Raw genomic sequence first — 22,960 nt, 5'->3', positions numbered from 1 at the left:
TCTTCGGATCTGGCAGGGGTCTTTTTTCTGGGGGCCAAGATACCCGCAGGCCCAATTGAAATTTAACCCAAGAGACCAACCGCCCAATGACTGATGCCCCTGTCATTTCCTGCCGCAATGCATGGAAATTGTTTGGCCCGAACCCAAAGCAATACCTCTCGCAGATGTCGCCTGGGCGCAGCTATGAGGATATCCGCGCGGACGGTTATATTGCTGGCGTCAAAGATGTGACGGTGGATGTGGACCGTGGCGAGATGCTTGTCATTATGGGCCTGTCCGGATCGGGCAAATCCACTCTGGTGCGCTGCCTGTCGCGACTGCATGACATCACGGGCGGCACGATTGAGGTCGAAGGGCAAGACATTATGGCCTTGCCGGAAAAGGAATTGATTGAACTTCGGCGCTCGAAAATGGGCATGGTGTTTCAATCATTCGGCTTGTTGCCACACCGCACAGTTCTCGAAAACATCGCCTTTCCTCTGGAAATGCGTGGGCAGGACAGGCACACAAGGCGCGAACGTGCCCTTGAGGTTATCAACCTCGTAGGTCTCGACGGTCGCGAAGATTATTTCCCGCGCGAATTGTCCGGCGGTCAACAGCAGCGTGTCGGCATTGCCCGAAGTCTTGCGATTGAACCCGACATCTGGTTCCTTGATGAGCCGTTTTCGGCGCTTGACCCGCTTATCCGCCGCGAGATGCAGGATGAATTCCTGCGTCTTCAAGAGATGCTGGGAAAAACCATTGTCTTTATCACCCATGACTTTGATGAGGCCCTGCGCCTCGCTGACCGAATTGCCATTATGAAAGACGGCGCGGTTGAGCAGTGTGATACGCCCGACAAGATCGTCCTCGACCCGCAAACGCCGTATGTTCGCAAGTTCACAGAAGAAATTGAAAAGGCGCGCGTGGTGCACGCGAATGTTTTGGCCGGGCCGGTAAATGGCGCGGAGATCATTGGGGAGCCCGTCCCCGGCCACCACACGATCCAGCAACTGGCCCGTCAGTTGGTGAATGATCAAAGAGATCAACTGCCAGTGGCGGACAAAGATGGCAAGATCACGGGGATCATGCCACGCCAAAAGGCACTGGATCTCCTCTTGGGGGATGCGTCTGATGGCTGACATCGCCACAAGCTCCGATCCTACAACGACCGCGCAACGTGGCACTGGTCTGCGCGCGATGCTTGAGGATCAGACAGTGGCGCGCCGCGTGTTCTGGGGGCTGCTTGGTGTCGCGGCACTTCTCACGGTTTTGCGGCCATGGCTGCCTGACGGGCTGGTGCGTATCCCCGAGGTACTCTTGCTGCCTTGGCGTGATTGGATTGATGCCGCTTTTCAACTCATCGCTTTTGATCTTGGGTTCATCCATGTAACTCGCTTTTTAAGCGGCATTCTGGAATTCGTTCTCGATGCTGTGGCCAATATTCTCTATGGCCGCGCCCGCTGGCCGCGGTTCGAGGCCTTACCCTGGACTGTTATTGCATCAGTGGCCGCCATTCTAGGTTACGCGCTGGGTGGATGGCGTCTGGCGCTGCTGGCGGGCGGTACATTTGTCTGGGCCGCCCTGATTGGCCAGTGGAAGTGGACCATGGAAACCATGAGCGTGATCGTTGTCGCGGCGCCACTTGGGTTTGTCATTGGTGGTCTGGTCGGTATCTGGTGCTGGAAGTCCAAACGCGTGGAAGACACCGTGAAACCCCTGCTACTTGTGATGCAAGTGATGCCGTTCTTCTCGTATCTTCTGCCCGCCGTCATCTTCTTCAAAGTTGGACCAACAGCAGCGACCGTGGCTACGGTTGCCTATTCTTTACCGCCGATGATCCTCATGACCACATTGGGTCTCAAGAAAGTGTCGCCTGAAGTTGTTGAGGCTGGGAAAATGGCCGGTTGTTCGCGCTGGCAGATGCTGCGCTATGTTTACCTGCCGTCCGCGCGCACGGAAATTCTTGTTGGCCTCAATCAGGTTATCATGCTTTGCCTTGCTATGGTTGTTCTGACCGCGGCTATCGGGATGCCGGGCCTTGGTGCAAAGCTTCTGGAGGCGATGGGCTCGTTCAAACTGGGCCGGTCCTTTGAGATTGGCGTGACCATCGTTCTTTTGGCGGTGGTTCTGGACCGTCTGTCGAAGGCTTGGGTGGTCAAACAGCCTGAGCATTATGAAAAAGGCACGCCTTGGTGGCAGCGAAACTTCCTGCCATTGTTGGGCGTTGCAGCCTTTGTTCTGTTCCTTGTTTTGTCGCGCATGGCTTCTGGCATGGATCCTGTGCCATTGGTGGTGTCGCCGATGTCAGAATTCAATCTGCCAACCTGGATTGCCGGTGTTGCAGACGAAGTTCACCGCAAGGAATCTTTGTCCCAAGGGCGAGAATTCGATCAATCGATCAAGGCATTTCTAGCTCTGGATTGGCTCCAGGCAATCACCTATGCCATTCGCTTTGTCGTGAACAACTATTTCCTTGTTCCGACAGAGAAGGCGCTGCTCTTCTTGCCGACGCTGTCTGTCATCCTTGCTGTCACCGCAATTACCTATCGTCTCGGCGGCGTGACCCCGGGCATTTTGGCATTCATCTTTTTCTGTATCGTTGCTCAGCTGGGGTATTGGGACCGTGCCATGCTCACACTGCACTCCGTGTTCATGGCGACGTTCATCGCACTCGCCTTTGGTGTGCCGATGGCGATTTTTGCGGTGCGCAAGGAAAAACGCGCGAAGTTCATGATACTGCTTTGCGACACGTTCCAGACCTTCCCGTCCTACGTCTACCTGCTGCCGGCGGTCATGCTCTTTGGTATCTCGCCTGTTACGGTGATCATTTCGATCCTCATCTACACGATGGTCCCGGTGGTTCGATACACGGTTGAGGGTCTGCGCAACGTGCCGCCGGAACTCACCGAGGCGGCGGATATGTCGGGTGCGACCCGTTGGCAGAAGCTGACCAAGGTGCAACTGCCGCTTGCCATGCCGACCATTGCTGTGGGCCTAAACCAAGCGCTCGTCTTTGCCTTCTTCATGGTGATCATCGCCGAATTCATCGGCACCCGTGATCTGGGACAGGAAATGCGTCGGACATTGGCAGGTACCAATCTGGGCTGGAACTTTGTGCTTGGTTTCTCTGTGGTGTTCATGGCGCTGACCTTTGACATCGCAATCAACGCCTGGGCCGAGAAACGGCGCAAAATTCTGGGGCTCGCGTGATGCAAGGCTTCGTCACATATCCGGAGGTGCGGCGATGAACGTGACCCCGATTTTTGAAACGCCATATGAGCGCGCTGGCATCGTTACACCCGGTTTGCCAATCCTGCCGCATGGCACTGAACGGCACCCAATCCCCGGTGGTGGATCGCGCGCTTTGCCGATACACAAGGGTGACGAGATCAGTGTGCTTGATTTCGAAGGCCTGCAGCCTGGGGAACTGGTATTTTTTACGCCGGATGGAAACTCAGACCCTGGTCGCCTCGGCGCATCGAGCCATGGACGGCCCGATGGTGTGATTTCCGTTTTGGACAACGGCTCCCCATCTGGTGCCAAGGTGGCTGCGGCGCTCGACAAAGCTGGCTTCAAGCTAGGCGATGCTCAGTGTATTCGCGTATTTTCCGAAGGCTCCAAACCTGGCGATATGGCGACCTTCTTTGCCGAGTGCGATGGCCTTTTGATCGTGGCCGCCCCCGGTGCACCCATGGATCCGGCACAACAAACACCACTCACGGACCTGATCCTCTATATCCGCCGCGCCAATCCCGGCCATGCGAAAGGTGGGCATGTGCCTCCCGATCCATTGGCTGATCCTCTTGTGGACATCAATATTCAACCGGGCAATGCGACATCCTATGAAGTCAAGAAAGGCCAGTTTATTCAGGTGCTGGACGTGCAGGGCCGCGAATGCTCAGATTTTCAGGCATTCTCTCTGCGCAGTCTTGACGCCGGTCTTGAACGCGAGATTGACCCAACCACCACGCGCACTTTGATGGGCTCGCTTTATCCGCAACCGGGGATTTTTTCGAAATACTGGAATGTCGATCAAGAGCCGCTCGTTGAAATCGTGCAGGACACCTGCGGTCGCCACGATACGTTCGGCCTCGCCTGCACGGCGCGGTACTACGAGGAATTGGGATATCCCGGGCATATCAACTGCTCGGACAATATGAACAAAGATCTCCAGCAATACGGCATCCGGCCTCGCGGTGGCTGGCCTGCGATTAACTTTTTCTTTAACACGCTGCTGGACGAAACAAACGCGCTCGGTATGGATGATCCTTGGTCGCGCCCTGGGGATTACGTGCTGTTGCGCGCCCTCACCGACCTGATCTGCATTTCCTCAGCCTGTCCTTGTGATGTGGACCAAGCCAATGGCTGGAACCCAACCGATATTCAGGTTCGCACCTACGCCGAGACCAATTCCTTCAGCCGGTCCATCGGCTATCGTAAATCACCGGAGGCGCCCTTGGAACACACCAAAGAAACCGGGTTCCACAACAGTTTTGCCCGACACACCAGAGATTTTGTGGAGTATAACGGCTACTGGCTTCCAAATACGTTTCCGTCGCATGGTTCGGTGGGCGAATACTGGGCCTGTCGCGAGAAGGCCGCGATTATGGATCTATCGCCTTTGCGCAAATACGAGGTGACAGGGCCGGACGCCGAAGAGCTGATGCAGCATTGCGTGACGCGCAACGTCAAGAAGCTTGCGGTGGGGCAGCTCACGTATACTGCTATTTGTTATGAACACGGCGGCATGATCGACGATGGCACACTCTTCCGCATGGGCGAAAACGCCTTTCGATGGATCGGTGGCAATGACACATCCGGCCTCTGGATCCGCGAACAGGCTGAAAAACTGGGCCTCAATGCTTGGGTGCGCAACTCTACTGACCAACTTCACAATGTTGCAATTCAGGGTCCGCTCAGCCGCGATATCCTCAAAGAGGTGCTCTGGACTGCGCCTGCCAATCCCACGGTGGAAGAGCTGGGGATGTTCCGCTTCACACCAGCGCGGCTGGGTGACTTTGATGGCACGGCAGTGGTGCTAGGCCGGGCAGGGTATTCCGGCGAGCTGGGCTATGAGGTGTTTTGCCACCCCAAAGATGCCGAAGAGGTATTTGATGCGATCTGGAATGTCGGGAAACCGATGGGCATGGCCCCTCTTGGCCTCGCGGCATTGGACATGATCCGGATCGAGGCGGGCCTTATCTTTGCCGGGTCCGAGTTCGATGATCAAACCGATCCGTTTGAGGCGGGCATAGGATTTACCGTTCCCCTGAAATCCAAGAATGATGATTTCATTGGCCGCGCCGCATTGGAAGAACGCAAAGCGCACCCGCAACGCAAGCTTGTCGGCTTGGAGTTGGAAGGTGGGCTTGTCGCAAGCCCGGGTGATTGTGTTCGCATCGGCAAAGCGCAAGTGGGCGAGGTCACGTCTGCTGTGAAATCCCCGATCCTTGGCAAAAACATTGCTCTCGCGCGCGTATCCGTCGCGCATGCGGAGCCTGGCACGGAGATCGAAGTGGGCCAGTTGGATGGGTTGCAAAAGCGGCTAAAAGCCAAAGTTGTCCCGTATCCGCATTTTGATCCGACAAAAGAGCGTGTGAAAGGCAACTACGGCTAAAACGCCTTGGCGCTGGGCGCAATTCGACAGTTTGATGCAGTTCAGTGATCACTTGAAACTGTTCCCAAAAGCGTTCGATCAAAAACCCTGACTCACAGCTTTTGGACGAACGCCGCGCGACAAGTGAGTGTTGCGCGCGCCCGGCCTTTATCTGATGCCTCAGGTTAAACGCCGGACGCTTTGAAGGGAGTATTGTTCGAATACACAAGAAAAAACAAAGGACTACCAGCCGCAAACCTCAGAATAACTTGCTCGACATGTGCTGCGATTTCTCCAGCCAGTCCGGGTTTATTTCGACCCCCCAGCCAGGCGTCGCGGTGACTGTCGCGTGCCCGGCATTGATGTCGTAAGGCGACGTGACGAAGAGGTCGTATTGCCAAGGATAGTAGTCCTCTTTCTCGATTGATAATTCCAGGTATTTGCCCGCATTCGGGATCGCGCGAAGCAAATGCATTGTGAACAGCGTGACCATCGACAAGTTGGCGCAATGCGGTGTGCAGGGCAGGTCCGCCTTGTGCGCCATGTCGGCCACCCGAAGCGTACGTGTCAGGCCGCCAAGATAGCACACATCCGGCTGCACGATATCGACAACCCGCCAGTCAATCATGTGTCGCCAGTTTTGCAATTCACAATCTTGCTCGCCACCTGTGACGTCGATGCCCAGCGCCTCCGTCACGTGTTTGGTCTGTTCATATTCCCAATACGGGCAGGGTTCCTCGAAATGGCTGACGCCGTTTTGCTCCAGCATTTTGCCGATTTCGATCGCCTGTCCGGGCGCGTAGCAGGAATTGGCATCCACCAGCAGAACGATATCGTCGCCCATGGCCTTGTGCATGGCCGGGACGATCTCTTCTGTGCGACCCGGCCATTCATCCTGACCGCGACCGCATTCAGCGCCGATGCGAAACTTGAAGGCATCAAAGCCTTGCTCATCGCGCAGACGACACAACCGGTCCACCTCATCGCGTGGTGTGATGTCGCGCTTCATGGAAGAGGCATAGGCACGCACCTTGCCCGGTGATCCGCCAATCAATTCACAAACCGGTTTGCCGACCATCTTGCCGCGCAGGTCCCACAGGGCCGTGTCGAGCCCACCCATGGCACGGCGCAGATAAGATCCTGGAAACTTGTGTTCTTTTTCGGGAATGATATCCATCAGGTGGTCGATATCCAGCGCGTCCTGTCCCAGCGCGTAGGGGGCCACCTGTCGTTGCACGACCTGTGCGGTGATATCCGCGTAATAAGGCGCAACCTGTCCCCACCCCTGAGCGCCGTTCTCAGCGGTGACCCGGACAAAGCACACAAACTCGTTGGCGAACGTCTCAATTTCTGTAATCTTCATGGTGGCCTTCATCGTGATCGCACTTCATCTAGCGAAAAAATTGGACTTGGCCTAAGGTCCAATCTGACATTTTGTTCAAACCAATTTGGCGAACCTTATGAAACGCAAAGCCGGGGCAATCCTGTCTTCGATCAGGATTGACCGCACGGGAAACAAGAAGATCGGCGTGCAGCTTTACATGGCCCTGCGGGACCTGATCTTGTCGGGTGGCTTGGCCGGCGCAGAGCGTCTACCTGCCAGCCGGACCCTGGCCAGCGAGTTGGGCGTGTCGCGCACGACGGTTATCGACGCACTCGACCGTTTGGTGTCAGAAGGATTGCTCGAAGCGCGGGTCGGTGCCGGCACATTCGTGAGCAGCACCATTCGCAACAAGGTGCGCCTGCCCAAAGTGCAGGTTAAACCGGAAACCTCCACGTCTTGCCGATTGTCGGACATCGCAACACAGGCCGCCCGGCACTTTGCGCCACGCGACCGGCTGCCGGACAAATCGGCAGCGTTCGTTACCGGACTTCCTGCACTGGACAAATTTCCGATGGCCCAATGGTCCCGTATTTCCGCCCGGCACTGGCGATCTGATCGCGACGCGCTCATGGGCTATGGCAATCCCTTTGGATTGCCTGCTTTGCGTGCGGCCATTGCTGCGCATCTGAATGCCAGCCGGGGTATTCAATGTGACCCGGACCAGGTGTTTATCGTCAGTGGTGCACAACAGGCTTTTGCGCTCATTGCGCGTTTGCTTTTGAACCAAGGCGACAAAACCTGGTTTGAGAACCCTGGGGCAATCGGTGCGCGCAATGCGTTCACGGCCGCGGGGGCGGATCTGGTGCCGGTTGAAATTGATGACGAAGGTCTGGTTGTCGAAGACGGGTTGTCCAAAGAGCCGGATTTTCGTCTTGCCTTTGTCACCCCGTCGCATCAACAACCGCTTGGCAAGGTGATGAGCCTGTCGCGCCGACTTGCATTGTTACAGGCCGCCGAGCAGGCGAATGCCTATGTGATCGAAGATGACTATGATGGCGACTTCTATTTTGGAAATCAGCCTTTGCCGACCCTCAAAAGCATCGACACCAGCCACCGCGTCATTTACGTCGGCACCTTCTCTAAAACGTTGTTTCCATCCCTGCGGCTTGGATTTCTACTTGCACCCCCGGCGCTGGTTGAGCCGCTCAAGACCATCTGCACATCTTCCTTGAGCGGCAGCCCGACATGGGCGCAGGCAGCGGTTGCCGATTTCATCAACGAAGGGTTCTTTGCAACCCATATCCGAACGATGCGGACGCTCTACCGGCAACGCCACTCAGAACTTCACATCCATTCAGGGCTTGTCGCCCCTTATCTTGATATCCAACATGCCTCCGCCGGATTTCACACGGTCGGATTTCTCAAACACCCTCTTGAAGAACAGAGGCTGGTCGACGAAGCTGCTCGGGCAGGCATTGTCCTGTCCGCGATCGGGAAATACTGTTTGACACCCCTGAGCGCGCGTGGCGTGGTGATTGGCTACGGCAGTTGTGGGACTCAGACAATCCGGAACGCGATGAAGACGCTATCCTCGGTTGTCGGAGAATTGGTTTAGAAAAATGTTGAGAATGGATATGCCTTGCAGTCCAATCCAGTCATATCGTTTTTACAACCCATCGGCATAAGTGCGCATGGGATTTCAGAAAAGGGAGAACAAGAATGCTCTTTAAACATGCCCTGTCGGGCCTATTGACTGCAACGTTGCTCAGCAGCGCGGTTGCGGCAAATGCCGAAACGCTCCGGCTGTTGACCTGGGGGTCGTATGCACCCGATGAGCTGATTGACAAGTTCGAAGCAAAGTATCCTGACATCACTGTCGAAGTGACATTTTCCAACAACGAAGAAATGATCGCCAAGCTGCGTGCCACTGGTGGTGCCGGTTTTGACCTGGCCCAACCCAGCCATGACCGCATTTTTGCCGCACAGCTTGAATACGACATCTACAAGCCGCTGGATCTGTCCAAGATCGACACGTCCCGGATGACCGAGGTGCATCTCAACAGCGTGAAAGAGAACACCACGATTGAGGGCGAGGTTTATGCTGTTCCGCATCAATGGGGCACATCCGGCCTGATGGCGGACAAATCCAAAGCACCAGACTTTGCTGGCTGGGGGGATCTTTGCGATCCCAAGTACAAGGGCAAAACGTCGATGCGCCTGAAGCGCACGATCCTTCTCGGCACGGCTTATGCGATGGGTGAAGACCCGTTCGCCGCCTATTCAGATCTCGATAAGTATCAAGAGATCCTCGACAAGGTCACCGACAAACTCATCGAATGCAAAGACAACATCAAGGCCTATTGGAAAGGCGGCGATGACCTGTCGGCGCTCATGCTCTCGGGTGAGATTGTGGCCTCAGAGACCTGGGACTCCACGGCGTATAAGCTCTATGGCGAAAATCCGAATATCGTCTTTGTTCCGCCAGAAACCGGCGCTTTGACTTGGATCGACACATTTGTGCTTCCGCGCAAAGGCAAAGCGGATGAAGCGGCATATAAGTGGATCAACTTTGTGCTTGAGCCCGAAAACGTGGCCATCATGTCGGCGAGTACGGGGGCCATCGCAGCGGTTGTTGGCGGCAATGATTTGTTGCCGGAAGACAAGAAGGCAGCTGTAAACGCAGCCTTTACCGACGCCGACATTGAGAACCTGAAGTTCTTTGCCAACATTCCACCCGGCGTGGAAGACATGGAAGGCAAAGCGCTTGAGAAAATCAAGGCGGCCACCGGCGGATAAACCGCTCTGAAAAAATCGAGAACGCGGCATCTTGGAACGAAACCGGTTGCCGCGTTCTTTTTGAGACCCTCCGGTTTGCCAAAGGGACTGAGCATTGCAACCAGACCACGATCTTGAATGTCTGAACCTCTCTAAACACTTCGGAAGTGTGCGAGCGGTTCAGAATGTGTCTTTTGACATTCCCAAAGGGTCATTTTTTTCCATCCTGGGACCATCAGGATGCGGCAAAACCACATTGATGCGGATGATCGCCGGGTTCGAGGATCCGACCGAGGGCGATATTCGGATCAAGGGAAATTCGGTTCTCAACACCCCACCCAACAAACGCAATGTGAAGATGGTGTTTCAACATCTTGCACTTTTTCCCATGATGAACGTCTATGAGAACATCGCCTATGGCCTGCGTTGTCGAGGTGACTCGGCCTCCGACATCAAACGCAAGGTGCAGGACGTTCTGGAACGCATTGCGCTTCCGGATGTGGGCGCGCGGGAAATACACCAACTCTCAGGTGGTCAGAAACAGCGCATCGCAATTGCGCGCTGCATGGTGCTTGACCCCGATGTTTTGCTTCTTGACGAACCGCTGGGCGCGCTTGACCTCAAGTTGCGCGAGGCGATGAAGATTGAACTGAAGCTCCTGCAGCATCAGTTTGATACAACTTTCGTCTACATCACCCATGACCAATCCGAAGCGCTGGTGATGTCGGATAACGTGGCCATTATGAATGATGGACGCTTCGAACAGCTGGGCACACCGCAGACACTCTACCACGACCCCAAGACAGCCTTTGTCGCCGGGTTCGTCGGTGACAATAACCACTGGCAGGGCAAGGTCAGTGACGTCAACGCAAACAGGGTCGATCTGGTTACAGACACCGGTTTGCTGATGAAAGGGGTGGTACGCGGGGCGTCTACAGCTGTCGCTGGCGGCGCTCTGACGATTTATGTGCGTCCGGAGTTCATCAAGACAAGCAAGCCCAGTTCAGATGATAATGCGAGCCGTTCCAGCGATGACAACAGGATTGAAGGGACCATTGACAGCCTTCTCTTCAATGGCGCCAACAGCCGTATTCTGGTTCGTGGTCCCGGCAAGGAGTTGATCGAGGCCGACATTGTTCTGACCGGGGGCACAGATGATCTGAAACCCGGCGATGCGGTAGAGCTATCCTGGTCTGCCGAACAAACCATGTGTTTCGCGGCATAGCTCAGATGCAAAAGGATATCAGACGCCTCTCTTTCATTCTTCTTTTCGCGCCATTTGCGCTGTGGATCCTGTTACTGATCATCCTGCCGCATATGGGTATGGTGATCCTGTCGCTGCGCGAAAAGGTGGCGCCGCGCGTCTATGAATTCAGTTTTGCCAACTACATCGATTTTATGCAGGAGCCGATTTACTGGAACACGCTCCTGCGCACGGGATCCATGTCACTCTTGGTGACAGCGCTCGCACTTTTGATCGGGTTCCCGATTGCCTATTACATTGCCAAAATCGCAGGCAAACGTTCCAAAGGCGCGTTGTTCCTGCTGTGTCTTATCCCGCTTTGGGTCAGTGACCTGATCCGGGCCTTTGGCTGGATCCTGCTTTTGCGCGAAACCGGAGTTGTGTCCAGTACTCTGCAATGGAGCGGTCTCGCCAGCGAACCGGTCGAGTTTCTTTACAATGACGCCACGGTGGTCATGGGTCTCGTTTACACCGTCATTCTATTTATGATCGTGCCGCTGGTCTCGACTATGGACGGCATGGACGACGCGATGATTGAGGCGGGCTATAACCTGGGCGGCAACGGGCCAACCGTACTTCGGCGGATTATTATTCCTTATGCCATGCCCGGCATCGTGTCGGGCTGTATCGTGGTCTTCATGCTCACCGCAGGCAGCTACCTGACACCGATCCTGCTTGGGGGCAAAAACTCCAGCTGGTTTACCGAACAAATCTATGAGCAGTTCATCAGCCGGTACAATTGGGAATCTGGTGCGGCATTCGGCTTTCTGCTGCTGTTCTTCACGTCCTTCGTGGTCTGGCTTGGGCTGAAGCTCTCGGGTCAGACGCTGTCCAGCACCGTGGCAAAGAGTTAGGAGGGCGCAATGGCACAACGACGCAACCCCGCTTTCCTCTTTGGATACCGGCTCTATGTCGCGGCGTTCTTCTTGTTCCTGGCGGCCCCTTTGGTGGCGGCGGGCACATTCGCCTTTAACGACTCTCTCTTTCCGGCGTTGCCCTGGCAGGGGTTCACGCTGGATTGGTTCTTCAACGACACCGAGCCGAAACTGGGCATGTTCCATGACCGGCGCTTGTTGCGCGGGCTGTACTACTCCTTCGTGATTGCCACGATGGTGTCGCTCTTGTCGGTCTTTGTAGGCACCTGCAACGCTTTTTTGTTCGTGCGCGTGCAATTCCCCTACAAGAATTTCTTCTACATTCTCATGGTCCTGCCACTGGTTATTCCCGGCGTGATCCTGGGTATTTCGATCCTGGTTTTGGCCAGTACAGTCGCCAATGGGGTCGAAGAGACATTCAACTACGAAATCGAGTTCCTCAGGCCGGGTATCTCACTGGTCGTGCTGGGGCAGTTTTCCTTCATCACGACCATCACGTCACTGGTGATCACCGCGCGCCTACGCAAATTCGATGAAACGATGGAGGAGGCGGCATTCAACCTTGGTGCCAGTCGCGCACGGGTTTTGCGAACTGTGACCTTGCCGTTTCTCTGGCCTGCCATGTTTGCCGCCGGGATCGTGGCCTTTCTTGTTTCATTTGAAAACTTCAACACCACGCTTTTTCTGGTCGGCTCAGAAGCGCCTTTGACCATCACCATGTTCGACCGCATGGTCAAAGTCGGCTCGACACCTGTGCTGAACGCGGTGTCGTTTTTCCTGATGGTTGGCTCCGCGGCATTGGCGTTGTTGTCCATCCTCGTGCAGCGTGACAAGACCGCGACCTGAGGCGATGGAGAGCTACGATTTCATTATCGTGGGTGCAGGATCGGCGGGCTGTGTGCTGGCCAATCGACTTTCCGAAAGCGGCAAGCACAAGGTTCTGCTTCTCGAAGCAGGTGGCAGCGATCTCGATTTGTGGATCTGGATGCCGATTGGGTATGGCAAGGCGTTTTACGACAAGCGCATCAACTGGATGTACTCGACAGAGCCAGACCCGGGCACGAACAACCGCAAAAGCTACTGGCCCAGGGGCAAGGTTCTTGGTGGGTCATCCTCGATCAATGCCATGGTGTATATACGCGGTCAGCGCAAAGATTTTGAGGACTGGGCGGCTCTGGGCAACGCGGGCTGGAGCTGGGACGATGTGCTGCCCTATTTCATAAAATCTGAGACAAGCGACGACGGCGACCCTGCGTGGCGGGGACATACCGGCCCGTTGCACGTCTCCAGACTGGACCGTGACTTGCATCCTACCTGCGAGGCCTTTGTCCGCGCCGGCGAGGAATGTGGCCTGAAGCGCGTTGAGGATTTCAACAACGGCGATCCTGAAGGGATCGGGCTATATCAGAACACCGCCAAAGGCGGTTTTCGCATGTCCACCGCGCGCGCCTATTTGCGCCCCGCGCGGCGACGCCCCAACCTAAATGTGCAAACACAGGCGCATACCACGCGCATCTTGTTCGAGAACCGCCGCGCAACCGGTGTTGAATACGTCCAAAAAGGCAAAACGCGTCGCGCCAAAGCAGTGCGAGAGGTAATCCTGTCGGCCGGCGCGATCAATACACCGCAGCTTTTGCAACTCTCTGGCGTTGGACCCGGCAATCTGCTCAGTAACAACGGCATCGACATCGTGCTGGATCAACCCAATGCCGGGCAGCATCTGCAGGATCACATCTGCACGGACCATGTATTCAAAACCAATGTGCCGACCCTCAATGATCAGTTGCGCCCGCTGCATGGCAAGCTTTGGCATGGGCTGAATTACCTCCTGCGTCGGCGCGGACCCTTGTCATTGGGCGTCAATCAGGGTGGAGGGTTTGCCAGGACCAAACCTGACCAAGCGCATGTTGATCTACAGCTTTATTACTCTCCAGTCAGCTACACCAAGGCCCCACCGGGAAAGCGCCCCTTAATGAGCCCCGATCCGTTCTCTGGCATTCTTTTGGGCGCCCAGCCCTGTCGCCCAACCAGCCGCGGGCATCTTGAGATCCGGTCTCGTGATCCGTTCGAAGCGCCGTCAATTCACCCCAATTACCTGTCCACCAATAGCGACGTCAAAGCCATGATTGATGCCGCACGTTTCGTGCGCAAGCTCAGCGCAGCGCCGTCGCTGGCCGCCATAATTGAGGCCGAATTAAAACCTGGCCTCGAGGTCGAAACCGATGACGAGCTACTGGCCGATATTCGTGCGCGCGCCGGAACGGTGTTTCACCCGGTCGGTACGTGCCGGATGGGCCCGGATGCCTCTGACAGTGTGGTGGGACCAGACCTGCGGGCGCATGGGCTTGGCAATCTGCGGATCGTGGATGCCTCTGTTTTCCCGACTATCACATCCGGCAACACAAACGCACCGGTCATTATGGTCGCCGAAAAGGCGGCGGACATGATCTTGGAGGCGGGATAATGCCGCACGAAGCTCGATTTGCTCCGACCTATCAGAACGCCCCATATTGGTGGCGCGGACGCGCCACCGGCGGCCCGGACGAGGCACCTTTGCCACATAAGACGGATGTTGTGGTCATCGGAAGCGGCTACACCGGCCTTCACGCAGCGATTCAAACTGCACGTGCGGGGCGAAGTACACTTGTCATTGACGCCGAGCAAATCGGGTGGGGCTGTAGCACACGGAACGGCGGTCAGATATCCACCTCTGTCAAACCAAGCTACGACGCGCTGTGCAAAAACTATGGCCAACGCATGGCCCAAGACATCCTGCGCGAAGGTCAGGCATCGCTGGATTTCACCGCTGATTTTATTGAACGACACAGTATTCAGTGCGATTTCAAGGTGACCGGACGGTTCCATGGCGCGCATTCCGCGCGGCAATATGAAAAGCTGGCCAAGGCCTGCGACACACCAAACCCGGTTCTGACGACTGATGCCTATCCGGTACCAAAATCAGAGCAGCATACCGAGCTGGCAACCGAGTTTTACCATGGCGGTGTTGTGTTTCCAAAACATGCCAGTGTTGATCCCGGCCGATACCATGCGGGCTTGGTTGACCTGGCCCGGCAGAACGGCGCACAGCTTGTGCCACAGTGTATGGCCCATGCCATTTCGGAGGAGGCAGGCACATATACCCTGTCCACGGCCAAGGGTGTGATCCAAGCTCAAAAAGTCATTGTCGCAACGAATGGATATTCCGGGACTCTCTGGCCCTTTTTGCAGCGCCGTATCATTCCCATCGGATCTTACATCATAGCGACTGAGGACTTGCCAAAGGACCTGACCGACCGACTGTTCCCAACGGACCGGATTCTGTCGGACACACGCAAGCTGGTTTACTACTACCGGCTCTCGCCAGACCGTAAACGGGTTTTGTTTGGTGGGCGTGTATCGTTACGAGAAACTGATCCGCGCAAAAGCGCGCCCATCCTGCATCGCGATCTCATCAGAATTTTCCCTGAGCTAAAGGATGTGCGGATCGCCCAGTCTTGGCAAGGCACAGTGGGCTATACGTTCGACAGCCTGGCCCATGCCGGTCATCAGGGTGGCATATACTGGGCCGGAGGCTATTGCGGGTCGGGCGTCGGGATGGCCAGTTATCTGGGCCATATGATTGGCAGGCAAGCCGCCGAAGACCCGACCGCGCGCACGGTCTTCGCAGAAATCCCGTTCAGGGGCCGTCCATATTTTCGTGGAAATCCTTGGTTCCTGTCCCCATCAATTCTCTACTACCGACTGGTCGACGCATTTGGCTAATGCTGGCCGACTTCGATGGAACGAAACCGGTACTACGCAGGACTTTCGATAGCACATCGGTTTGTCGGCGCGACAGCAAATGTGGCAAGCCAAAATTGACCCCGTCCTTGAGTTGTGTTCCCGTGCTCTTGAAGACGAAAGATCCACTGTTTGTGTCTTGCAAATGCTTGATAGAGGTGAGTTGGTCGAAAATGGTACAAATCCAAAGCATGCAAGTGACCGCCAAAGACATGGTGCGATCGCGTGTATGGCGCGAAGGCTATGAATCTTATCGGCGAGGACAGCCACCGGTTTTCGGTGAACATGGTCACAAAACTCTGGCCTATGAATATGGACGGCTGGTCGCAGCGTATTTGTGTGGCAAAGGTCATCGCCTTGTTCACGTACAAACGACGCGTCCGTTATATGAGCCCCATGCCGAAGTTTTTGCGCAAGCCTTGGAAGAGATATTGAGCGAAAGTTAAACCCGCAGTCTCTAACCCTGCCTTCATAAAAGGTGGGGCATATCTTTCGTCACATTCGCGTGGATGCGCTTTAGTTTTTCGAAAAATTTACCTAGCGTTCGATCGACTTCGAATTGCTAGGGGCCTCCTGAAACATGCCATCTCTTTTTTCGCCCTTCCAGCTACGTGATGTCACCTTCAAGAATCGCATCGCTGTTTCGCCAATGAGTCAGTATCGGGCGAAGGAGGGGCTCGCCAATGATTGGCATATGGTACATTTAGGCCGGTTTGCACTGGGTGGGGCTGCATTGATCTATGCAGAAGCCACAGCGGTAACCAAAGATGGTCGACGTACACATGGTGATCTTGGCCTTTGGACAGACGAACAGGCTGACTCATTGGCACCTGTCACTCGTTTTATTGAAGCTGAGGGTGCAGTGCCGGGTGTGCAATTGGCCCATGCCGGGCGCAAAGCCTCGGAACGGCGACCTTGGCATGGCGAAACGCCTGTGGATGCAGATGACAATTTGGCACGCGGAGAAACGCCGTGGCGGGTCATCGGGCCTTCAAACATACCATACGCAACTGGATGGAATATCCCGCATGAAATGACTGAGGCTGATATAGAGAATGTGATTGATGCATTTGGCCAGGCGGCAAGACGTGCGCAAGCTGCAGGGTTTCGAGTTATCGAAGTCTACGCTGCCCATGGGTTTTTGATTCACCAATTCTTGTCACCTATCGCCAACAAACGCAGCGACAGATGGGGTGGTAAGCCCGAAAACAGGCGCCGGCTTGCGATTGAAATCGCACGCGCTATCAGGTTGGAATGGAAAGATAATTTACCTCTGGTGTTCCGGCTTTCTGCAACAGACTATCTTAACGGCGGCATCGAGATTGAAGACACAATTGAAACGGCCAAGGCTCTCAAGGCCGAGGGCGTCGATATGATTGATTGCTCGACTGGTGGCATCGGCGGAAAAACCAGACCTAAGCGTATGGTCATTGAGCAAGGATTCCAAGTTCAATATGCCGAAGCTGTGCGATCTTGCGCGGATATAGCAAGTATGGCTGTTGGGTTTTTGTGGGATGCCGACATGTGTGAAACGATCATTCGAGAGGAGCGTGCCGACATGGTTGCTCTGGCCCGAGAGCTTTTGGATGATCCCAATTGGCCTTTGCATGCTGCGGCGGCACTTGGTCTTGATAAAGATCGCGCAATGTGGCCGGTCGAAGCAGGTTGGTGGCTGACGCGGCGGGATCGGGTGCTGCACAAATTTGGGCTCCGCTAGCCGTCTTCTCGCCGGTTGAGCGCGCGCAGACTTGGCCCCTGCACCGCCATTAATCTTGGATTAACACACCAACATGTCGTGGTGTTGTGTACAGCACGCCACATTAACCATCCTCGTTTACTGACGTCGCACCGACGCAATACCGACGTGATACCGATGCAATACCGACGTGGGAAATCCCGTAAAATAAGGGTGTTAACCTTTGAATCGCATGATCACGCAAAACTGCCCTGACAGAACCAGCCCGACGACATCGTGCCGCCATGGGCATAATATAGCCAAAGTCGTTCTCCCCGTTCTGTGATCACATGCCAGTAGTCCCGTACTCCACTGCGCCAGTCAGGCTCATCAAGCCACCATTCCGGCGAAATTCTCTCAGGTCCACGCGCCTCGGCCAATTCATGCACCCGCCCCCGCCAGCTAAATTGAGCTGGCATATGTGCTGTGTCAGGCGCTGTGACAGGCTCAGGCCGCCAAAACCGCAGGGGCCGTGGCGATAGAGGGGAGGGCCAGCGTTCAGCCGGGTCTGACCATGCTGCAGCAAGAAGTTGCGCAGTCTTTTCGGGGATGTGGCTGCTGACAGGGTGATAACGGGTCACAGCCTCCAGCCCAATTCGTCCGCCCACGCGGCCAATCAAATCGTCCATACGTGTATCAGATAACATACGTATACGTACAGAATGTGAAGCATCCATATGACCTGATGCGGTGCGTTGATGCAAAACTTCGGTTTGACATGCTTCAAGCCGAAGTATGTCGATGCCAAACTCGGCATCCAATTCATCAAGCTTCATTTTCAAAAGAGGCCGTATACTATCAGGGTTATCCGTTGCCCGTGCCAGCCCTGCTTCGACCCAGCCCATCGTTCCATCCGCGCGCCACGCCTGTAGCCGAACAAGCCGCGCGCCTTGCCCCTTATCTTGAAGCAGGTGACATAGCCGAGGGATAAGTCGTTCCAAACCTGCCTCTAAATCTTCTTTTAAACCAATAGGTTCTGGTAGGGTCATGCGCGTTGCAAAACGGGGCGGCGGTGTGCCGGGTGAGACGGGTTCGGGGGCAGCGCCGATCGCCTGGTCAAGTCTGAGGATAAGACCTCGACCGAACCGTCGAGCCAAGGGGCCCCGTGGCTGGGACAGCAAATCTTCGATGCGGCGCAGGCCTAGACGGTTAAGTTCCGCGACCTGTTCTGCTTCTAGCCGCAGTGCAGCGACGGGAAGATTGGACAAAGCAGAATGCGTTTGCCCTGAGCGCGCTATGCGTAGACTTTGACAATACGTATACGTATTGCATTGCAAGGGTTCCGTACCACCTCGTTCCCAATGCCGCCGTTTGGCGGCGCGTGATCGGGTGGCGCGCGCTTCTTGGTCAATGGCATCTCCACTGCGTGTCTTGCCTGGCGGCACGTCGCTATAACGCGCCAAGGCCCAGGCCGCGCCGACCGATCCGGCCAACCCACAGCGCGCGGTCAGCCCCAGGTCTGCGGCAGCTTCGTTCATTTGAACCAATAACGCTTCTTCGCCACCAAAAAGATGCGCACATCCTGTGATGTCGAGCACAAGTGCGTCAGGCCGTTCCTGTGCAACCCAGGGACTGAACTGTCCGGCCCACCGAGCCAGGGCATCCAGAAACCCGGCTTCAGCTTGCGGGTTCTGCAATCGGGTTATGAGGGTACCGCAGATGGCATGGGCATCGCGCAAAGGCTGATCTACATGTAATCCAGCTGCACTGGCGGCGTTATTCAAGGAACTCAAAACCTGCATCTGTCCTGTTTCACGCATCACGGCAAAGGGCACATCATCCCCGATCGACATCCGCCGCAGCAAGCGTTCCGCCCCCAATCGAGGGAACCATACAGATAGAATACGCCGTTCAGGCATGGTGGCAGCAGACCGGGATTGGCAAGACGTTCATGATTTGTTCCAATGTAGGATGCTCTTGTAACGGAGTCGAGTCTTCAGGTGTCGCGCACTACGAAGACGGAAACAGGGGCATGTGTTGCCATCCGTCCGCCATGAGAGGCGATGAAATACTCCACCCAACCGGGTTGATGTGTGGCCATAACGACCAAATCCGCTTCAAACTCAACGATTGCTTCGAGAAGCTTGCGGTCTACCTCCACACTAGGGTCTGGAACACCATAGACATGACTATTGATTTTCACACCGTGTTGCGCCGCTTGTTCAGCTGCAAATTCTCCCAAGAGCTGAGCATATTTGACGGAAGAATGAGACATCTTTGCCTGCAATCCGCCAGTTACACTGATCAATGTCAGTTTTGCGGAATAAAGCTTTGCTTGATCTGACGCGACGGCGATCGCTCTTTGAACGTTGTCCTTTTCGTCCAAATCAACGGGCACCAAAATATGCTTGAACATAACAAGTCCCTCCTGCGCAAAGTCTAAGAGGATCAAAAGCGCAGCGCATTGTTTCAGATCAATGCAGTTGACGCGGCTGCCAATGCCCGGCTTAAACGACATAAGATGCCCGATCCGCTAGATACCGTCTTCGCCGCTTTGGCCGATCCCACCCGTCGCGCGATCCTAATCATGCTTTTGGAGGATGATATGGCCGTGACGGACGTGGCTGAGCCGTTTGAGATGTCGTTGGCTGCGGTGTCCAAACATCTGACAATTCTGACCAAAGCCGGCTTGATCAGCCAGGAGCGACGCGGACGAGTGAAATGGTGCAAGCTGGAACCTGACGCCATGCGCGATGCCAGCATATGGATGCAAAGCTTTGGGCAGTTCGAAGCCGTCAATCTCGATGCGTTTGAGCGGTTTTTAGAGGTTGAGCTTGGCGAGAAGGATAGCCAAGCTTGAGCACGTCGTCCAAGCCTGTCGCTCCACTGACACCGTTGCAACTACCAGAGCCACGGATCGAACGAGTGCGCAATGCGCTTGTCGTTCCAGTGCAAAAGGGTGGACGGTTGCCCAATGGCGTGTTTCGCAGCAATGGTACGTTTTGTGAGCATTCCCGCACGCTTTTGTCACAAAACCGGTTCACAGACATTCCGGATCGGCCGGATCGTCGCGGCGTGATGCGCATATCTGGGCGGCATGTCTTCGGTGGCGTGATGCGGGATCATTTCGGGCATTTTCTTTTGGAAAGCCTGGGCCGGTTATGGGTGTTCGATCACCTGGATGATCCCGTGGATGGCGTTCTTTTCTCTCCTCGCAGAAGCGGTGAACGGTTGGCTCGTTTCAACCCCAAATACGAGTCGCTTTTTGATGCGATGGCCGACGAGGCCGCGCCCCTCATGATCAATGCGCCGGTTGTGGTAGAAGAGCTCTTGCTGCCAAGCCCGGGGTTTGGTCATCAGGGCTGGATCACTGGTACACCACAGTTTCGTGCCGCCGTTCAACCACGCCTTGCGACCGCATTCCCGGCTAAGGGTGGTCCTGACATTTACCTGTCGCGCACCCGTCTGGCCGGGGTTGAAAAAGCCGTGGACAAAGAGCAACGGATCGAACGCCTGATGGCGCGTGCGGGCTATGAGATTTTTCATCCGCAGGACCACGATATATCGACCCAGATCGCACAATACCGTGCCGCCCGCCGGGTCGTGGGACCCGATGGTTCGGCGCTTCATCTTGCGGCTTGGGCCGTGCGCCCGAACGCCAAAGTGGCCGTGATACAACGCCGACACCGAGAGAAAACCGTGCAATCTTTTGTCAATCAGTTCGAAGCCTTTGGCGTTGCAGATGTCCGGCTTCTCAACCCGCTTGTTGCAAAGAACCAACAAGGCATGAAAGAGGCTGGCGAACCAGCGCCTCTCTATTTTCGGCTTCTGTCTCGCCAACTACAAGAGAACGGGTTTCTCTAACCGGCGTTTGCTTCGTCCTTTAATAACACCAATAGCGCGACAATGGTGAGCGCGATGCCTCCTAAAATCCAAACAGGTGGCAGGCCATGACCCAGAGCCGCTTGCCAAGCAATGACCCATGTGGGCGTAAGATAGGTATATGCCATTACCTTCGCACTCGGCAGGCGCAGTGAAGCGAATTGCAATAGTACAAACGTGACTGCGGTGGCCACGATCGCAGTATAGAGAATAGTGATCCACACAATCGTCGGAAGAGCGGCCCAGTCGGTGTTAACCATGTCGCGCCAACCGGCTATGAGTAAAAGCAAAGTCGCGCCGACGACGGCTCCAAACGAAAAGACGATGGGGTGTTCGCCGCGGTTAAGCTTTCGCACTAAGGGCGTGTAGAGCGCATGCGCGATACAGCCGAAAAAAAAGATGATTTCACCGCGCCCGACCTCGAGTCGCATCAGCGCGTTGATGTCCGCGCGAAAGATTACCCAAAGTGCCCCTGTCGCCCCGACCGCGAGAGCCATAGCCATTCGGCGAGTCATGCGTTGGCGTAGCAGAAGATACCCAAAGGCCCCAGACATGATCGGTGTCAAAGTAAAGACGGCTGAGGCGCTGACCGGCGGCGCAGTTTTCAGCCCTTCGAACATCATCACGAAGTAAAGCCCCATCGACCCACCCAACAGTAAATATCGCCAGGGCGCATGGAAGGCGCGTTTTGGCAAGCCAATGGTGGCCCACGCCACAGTGCCAACCAGAATGCCAGCCAGACCAAAACGCACGGCATTGAGTGCAGTGGGCGCGATATGCGGCGCCGCCATAGACCCAAGCGCGAAAGATCCAGCAATCAGAGCTGAAAAAGCGAGCATGGCGGCGTGACCGCGCCGGGCTTCATTCATAATGTATCCCAGGATTTGGCGCGATCTTTGAGAAAACTGAGAAAAGCCTGAACCTTGGTCGTACGGTGCAGATCCATATGCGTGACGAGCCACAAGGGGGCGGTCCATTCGTCCCGAGGTGGAAGAACCTCGACCAGGCCCTCTATGTCCCGGGCCAGAACACTGGGGACAAAGCCGATCCCGGCGCCTGCGGATATCGCTCGACGTTGCGCGTGAACGTCCTGACTGCGGAACACAATGCGTTCTTCCGGGGCAGTGTCGCGCAGCCACTGGTTGAAAGGTGCGCGGTTTTTGGGGTCGTCAGCGCTGACAAAATAGTGGCTATCAAATTCTGTTTCCGATGACGGAAGCCCGTGCCGGTCAATATAAACTCGGCTTGCATAGAGTGTATACTTCTGCTGGAAAAAAGGTTGCACGACATTGTCGGGTTGATCCGGCGCGCGGCCTGCGCGGATCGCAACATGTGCCTCGCCGTATTCCAACCGGAAGAGCCGTTCGCCCGTGAGAAACCGCACGATTATGCCGGGGTATTCTCTTTGAAAATCACTTAGCACGGGGACCAACAGGTGGCTGAGCCCGCCAAGAGATGTCACAACCAATTCTCCGGAAACGTCGTGGCCCCGTCCTTTGATCCTGCCAGATAACTGGCTGAACTGATCGTCTGTCGCCTGTGCGACACGTAAAAGATCCTCGCCCGCCTCTGTGGTTGTGTAGCCCCGCGCATGACGTTGAAAGAGCTTCACGCCAAGCCTTTCCTCCAGAGCGTCAATGTGGCGGATCACGGTTGCGTGATGCACACCCAAAACATCTGCCGCTCCACTCACTGTGCCAACACGAGCGACGTGATAGGCGGTGCGCACCTCATCCCAACTGTCCATGCTTTGGATGCTCCCAGTAATGTGCGATTTTCAACAGTGGCTGTCCGTTTGTGATAGTTGCGTTTTCCAGAGCACAAGTCA

Annotated in this window: 18 protein-coding genes; 13 read left to right on the top strand and 5 right to left on the bottom strand. The window is 55.6% G+C overall.

Annotated features, from left to right (window positions below; all coding sequences use genetic code 11):
* Positions 1–86: 86 nt before the first annotated feature.
* The 3 genes from RZ517_RS17290 to RZ517_RS17280 are packed head-to-tail and all read left to right on the top strand — an operon-like array spanning position 87 to position 5,599.
* Positions 87–1,121 carry a quaternary amine ABC transporter ATP-binding protein gene (locus RZ517_RS17290; RefSeq protein ID WP_338549363.1) on the top strand — a complete coding sequence of 345 codons (1,035 nt, stop codon included), beginning with the start codon at positions 87–89 and terminating at the stop codon, positions 1,119–1,121.
* Positions 1,114–3,192, top strand: coding sequence for an ABC transporter permease (locus RZ517_RS17285; protein ID WP_338549362.1), 2,079 nt, complete (start codon positions 1,114–1,116; stop codon positions 3,190–3,192). Before RZ517_RS17290 ends, RZ517_RS17285 begins: the two co-directional genes overlap by 8 nt.
* 34 nt (positions 3,193–3,226) lie before the next feature.
* The gene (locus RZ517_RS17280; RefSeq protein ID WP_338549361.1) at positions 3,227–5,599 is read left to right on the top strand and encodes a DUF1989 domain-containing protein; all 2,373 of its coding nucleotides are present in this window, start codon (positions 3,227–3,229) and stop codon (positions 5,597–5,599) included.
* A 238-nt stretch (positions 5,600–5,837) separates the two neighbouring features.
* On the opposite strand, the gene RZ517_RS17275 is transcribed toward RZ517_RS17280, so the two are convergent.
* A complete protein-coding gene (locus tag RZ517_RS17275) occupies positions 5,838–6,941 on the bottom strand; it encodes a mandelate racemase/muconate lactonizing enzyme family protein (RefSeq protein ID WP_338549360.1) in 1,104 nt (367 codons plus the stop codon).
* A 97-nt stretch (positions 6,942–7,038) separates the two neighbouring features.
* Between RZ517_RS17275 and RZ517_RS17270 the strand changes: the two genes are divergently transcribed.
* The 8 genes from RZ517_RS17270 (at position 7,039) to RZ517_RS17235 (ending at position 17,292) form a co-directional block, all read left to right on the top strand.
* Positions 7,039–8,517 carry a PLP-dependent aminotransferase family protein gene (locus RZ517_RS17270; protein WP_338549359.1) on the top strand — a complete coding sequence of 493 codons (1,479 nt, stop codon included), beginning with the start codon at positions 7,039–7,041 and terminating at the stop codon, positions 8,515–8,517.
* Positions 8,518–8,621: 104 nt separating this feature from the next.
* Positions 8,622–9,698 carry an extracellular solute-binding protein gene (locus RZ517_RS17265; protein WP_338549358.1) on the top strand — a complete coding sequence of 359 codons (1,077 nt, stop codon included), beginning with the start codon at positions 8,622–8,624 and terminating at the stop codon, positions 9,696–9,698.
* A 148-nt stretch (positions 9,699–9,846) separates the two neighbouring features.
* Positions 9,847–10,902, top strand: a complete 1,056-nt coding sequence (locus RZ517_RS17260; RefSeq protein ID WP_338551189.1) for an ABC transporter ATP-binding protein — start codon at positions 9,847–9,849, stop codon at positions 10,900–10,902.
* A gap of 5 nt (positions 10,903–10,907) precedes the next feature.
* A complete protein-coding gene (locus RZ517_RS17255; RefSeq protein ID WP_338549357.1) occupies positions 10,908–11,774 on the top strand; it encodes an ABC transporter permease in 867 nt (288 codons plus the stop codon).
* Between the two features lie 9 nt (positions 11,775–11,783).
* Entirely contained in the window at positions 11,784–12,641 is an 858-nt protein-coding gene (locus tag RZ517_RS17250; protein ID WP_338549356.1) for an ABC transporter permease, read from the top strand.
* Positions 12,642–12,645: 4 nt separating this feature from the next.
* A complete protein-coding gene (locus RZ517_RS17245; protein ID WP_338549355.1) occupies positions 12,646–14,259 on the top strand; it encodes a GMC family oxidoreductase in 1,614 nt (537 codons plus the stop codon).
* Positions 14,259–15,557, top strand: a complete 1,299-nt coding sequence (locus tag RZ517_RS17240; protein WP_338549354.1) for an NAD(P)/FAD-dependent oxidoreductase — start codon at positions 14,259–14,261, stop codon at positions 15,555–15,557. Before RZ517_RS17245 ends, RZ517_RS17240 begins: the two co-directional genes overlap by 1 nt.
* A 598-nt stretch (positions 15,558–16,155) precedes the next feature.
* Complete coding sequence (locus tag RZ517_RS17235; RefSeq protein ID WP_338549353.1) at positions 16,156–17,292, top strand: NADH:flavin oxidoreductase/NADH oxidase; 1,137 nt, start codon at positions 16,156–16,158, stop codon at positions 17,290–17,292.
* A 215-nt stretch (positions 17,293–17,507) separates the two neighbouring features.
* Here RZ517_RS17235 and RZ517_RS17230 read toward each other — a convergent pair whose 3' ends face one another.
* Both RZ517_RS17230 and RZ517_RS17225 read right to left on the bottom strand, forming a co-directional pair.
* Entirely contained in the window at positions 17,508–19,169 is a 1,662-nt protein-coding gene (locus RZ517_RS17230) for a Y-family DNA polymerase (protein ID WP_338549352.1), read from the bottom strand.
* Positions 19,170–19,246: 77 nt separating this feature from the next.
* Entirely contained in the window at positions 19,247–19,666 is a 420-nt protein-coding gene (locus tag RZ517_RS17225; RefSeq protein WP_338549351.1) for a universal stress protein, read from the bottom strand.
* A gap of 105 nt (positions 19,667–19,771) precedes the next feature.
* Here RZ517_RS17225 and RZ517_RS17220 point away from each other — a divergent pair, with 105 nt between their 5' ends.
* Positions 19,772–20,110 carry an ArsR/SmtB family transcription factor gene (locus tag RZ517_RS17220; protein WP_338549350.1) on the top strand — a complete coding sequence of 113 codons (339 nt, stop codon included), beginning with the start codon at positions 19,772–19,774 and terminating at the stop codon, positions 20,108–20,110.
* Positions 20,107–21,114 carry a glycosyltransferase family 61 protein gene (locus RZ517_RS17215; RefSeq protein WP_338549349.1) on the top strand — a complete coding sequence of 336 codons (1,008 nt, stop codon included), beginning with the start codon at positions 20,107–20,109 and terminating at the stop codon, positions 21,112–21,114. The genes RZ517_RS17220 and RZ517_RS17215 overlap by 4 nt, the downstream gene beginning before the upstream one ends.
* On the opposite strand, the gene RZ517_RS17210 is transcribed toward RZ517_RS17215, so the two are convergent.
* Positions 21,111–22,001 carry a DMT family transporter gene (locus RZ517_RS17210; protein ID WP_338549348.1) on the bottom strand — a complete coding sequence of 297 codons (891 nt, stop codon included), beginning with the start codon at positions 21,999–22,001 and terminating at the stop codon, positions 21,111–21,113. The genes RZ517_RS17215 and RZ517_RS17210 overlap by 4 nt on opposite strands.
* Positions 21,998–22,879: a LysR family transcriptional regulator gene (locus tag RZ517_RS17205; protein ID WP_338549347.1), complete on the bottom strand. Its 882-nt coding sequence runs from the start codon at positions 22,877–22,879 to the stop codon at positions 21,998–22,000. Before RZ517_RS17205 ends, RZ517_RS17210 begins: the two co-directional genes overlap by 4 nt.
* Between the last annotated feature and the right edge of the window lie 81 nt (positions 22,880–22,960).

Origin of the sequence: Roseovarius sp. S88, assembly GCF_037023735.1 — a bacterium.
GTDB classification, from domain to species: domain Bacteria; phylum Pseudomonadota; class Alphaproteobacteria; order Rhodobacterales; family Rhodobacteraceae; genus Roseovarius; species Roseovarius phycicola.
The sequence above is the reverse complement of the archived record's forward strand: the minus strand, read 5'-3'. Positions and strand labels throughout refer to the sequence as shown.

Coding starts and splice junctions, on each gene's coding strand:
- RZ517_RS17290 (WP_338549363.1), top strand. CDS start 87: ATGACTGATGCCCCTGTCATTTCCTGCCGCAATGCATGGAAATTGTTT.
- RZ517_RS17285 (WP_338549362.1), top strand. CDS start 1,114: ATGGCTGACATCGCCACAAGCTCCGATCCTACAACGACCGCGCAACGT.
- RZ517_RS17280 (WP_338549361.1), top strand. CDS start 3,227: ATGAACGTGACCCCGATTTTTGAAACGCCATATGAGCGCGCTGGCATC.
- RZ517_RS17275 (WP_338549360.1), bottom strand. CDS start 6,941: ATGAAGATTACAGAAATTGAGACGTTCGCCAACGAGTTTGTGTGCTTT.
- RZ517_RS17270 (WP_338549359.1), top strand. CDS start 7,039: ATGAAACGCAAAGCCGGGGCAATCCTGTCTTCGATCAGGATTGACCGC.
- RZ517_RS17265 (WP_338549358.1), top strand. CDS start 8,622: ATGCTCTTTAAACATGCCCTGTCGGGCCTATTGACTGCAACGTTGCTC.
- RZ517_RS17255 (WP_338549357.1), top strand. CDS start 10,908: ATGCAAAAGGATATCAGACGCCTCTCTTTCATTCTTCTTTTCGCGCCA.
- RZ517_RS17250 (WP_338549356.1), top strand. CDS start 11,784: ATGGCACAACGACGCAACCCCGCTTTCCTCTTTGGATACCGGCTCTAT.
- RZ517_RS17245 (WP_338549355.1), top strand. CDS start 12,646: ATGGAGAGCTACGATTTCATTATCGTGGGTGCAGGATCGGCGGGCTGT.
- RZ517_RS17240 (WP_338549354.1), top strand. CDS start 14,259: ATGCCGCACGAAGCTCGATTTGCTCCGACCTATCAGAACGCCCCATAT.
- RZ517_RS17235 (WP_338549353.1), top strand. CDS start 16,156: ATGCCATCTCTTTTTTCGCCCTTCCAGCTACGTGATGTCACCTTCAAG.
- RZ517_RS17230 (WP_338549352.1), bottom strand. CDS start 19,169: ATGCCTGAACGGCGTATTCTATCTGTATGGTTCCCTCGATTGGGGGCG.
- RZ517_RS17225 (WP_338549351.1), bottom strand. CDS start 19,666: ATGTTCAAGCATATTTTGGTGCCCGTTGATTTGGACGAAAAGGACAAC.
- RZ517_RS17220 (WP_338549350.1), top strand. CDS start 19,772: ATGCCCGATCCGCTAGATACCGTCTTCGCCGCTTTGGCCGATCCCACC.
- RZ517_RS17210 (WP_338549348.1), bottom strand. CDS start 22,001: ATGAATGAAGCCCGGCGCGGTCACGCCGCCATGCTCGCTTTTTCAGCT.
- RZ517_RS17205 (WP_338549347.1), bottom strand. CDS start 22,879: ATGGACAGTTGGGATGAGGTGCGCACCGCCTATCACGTCGCTCGTGTT.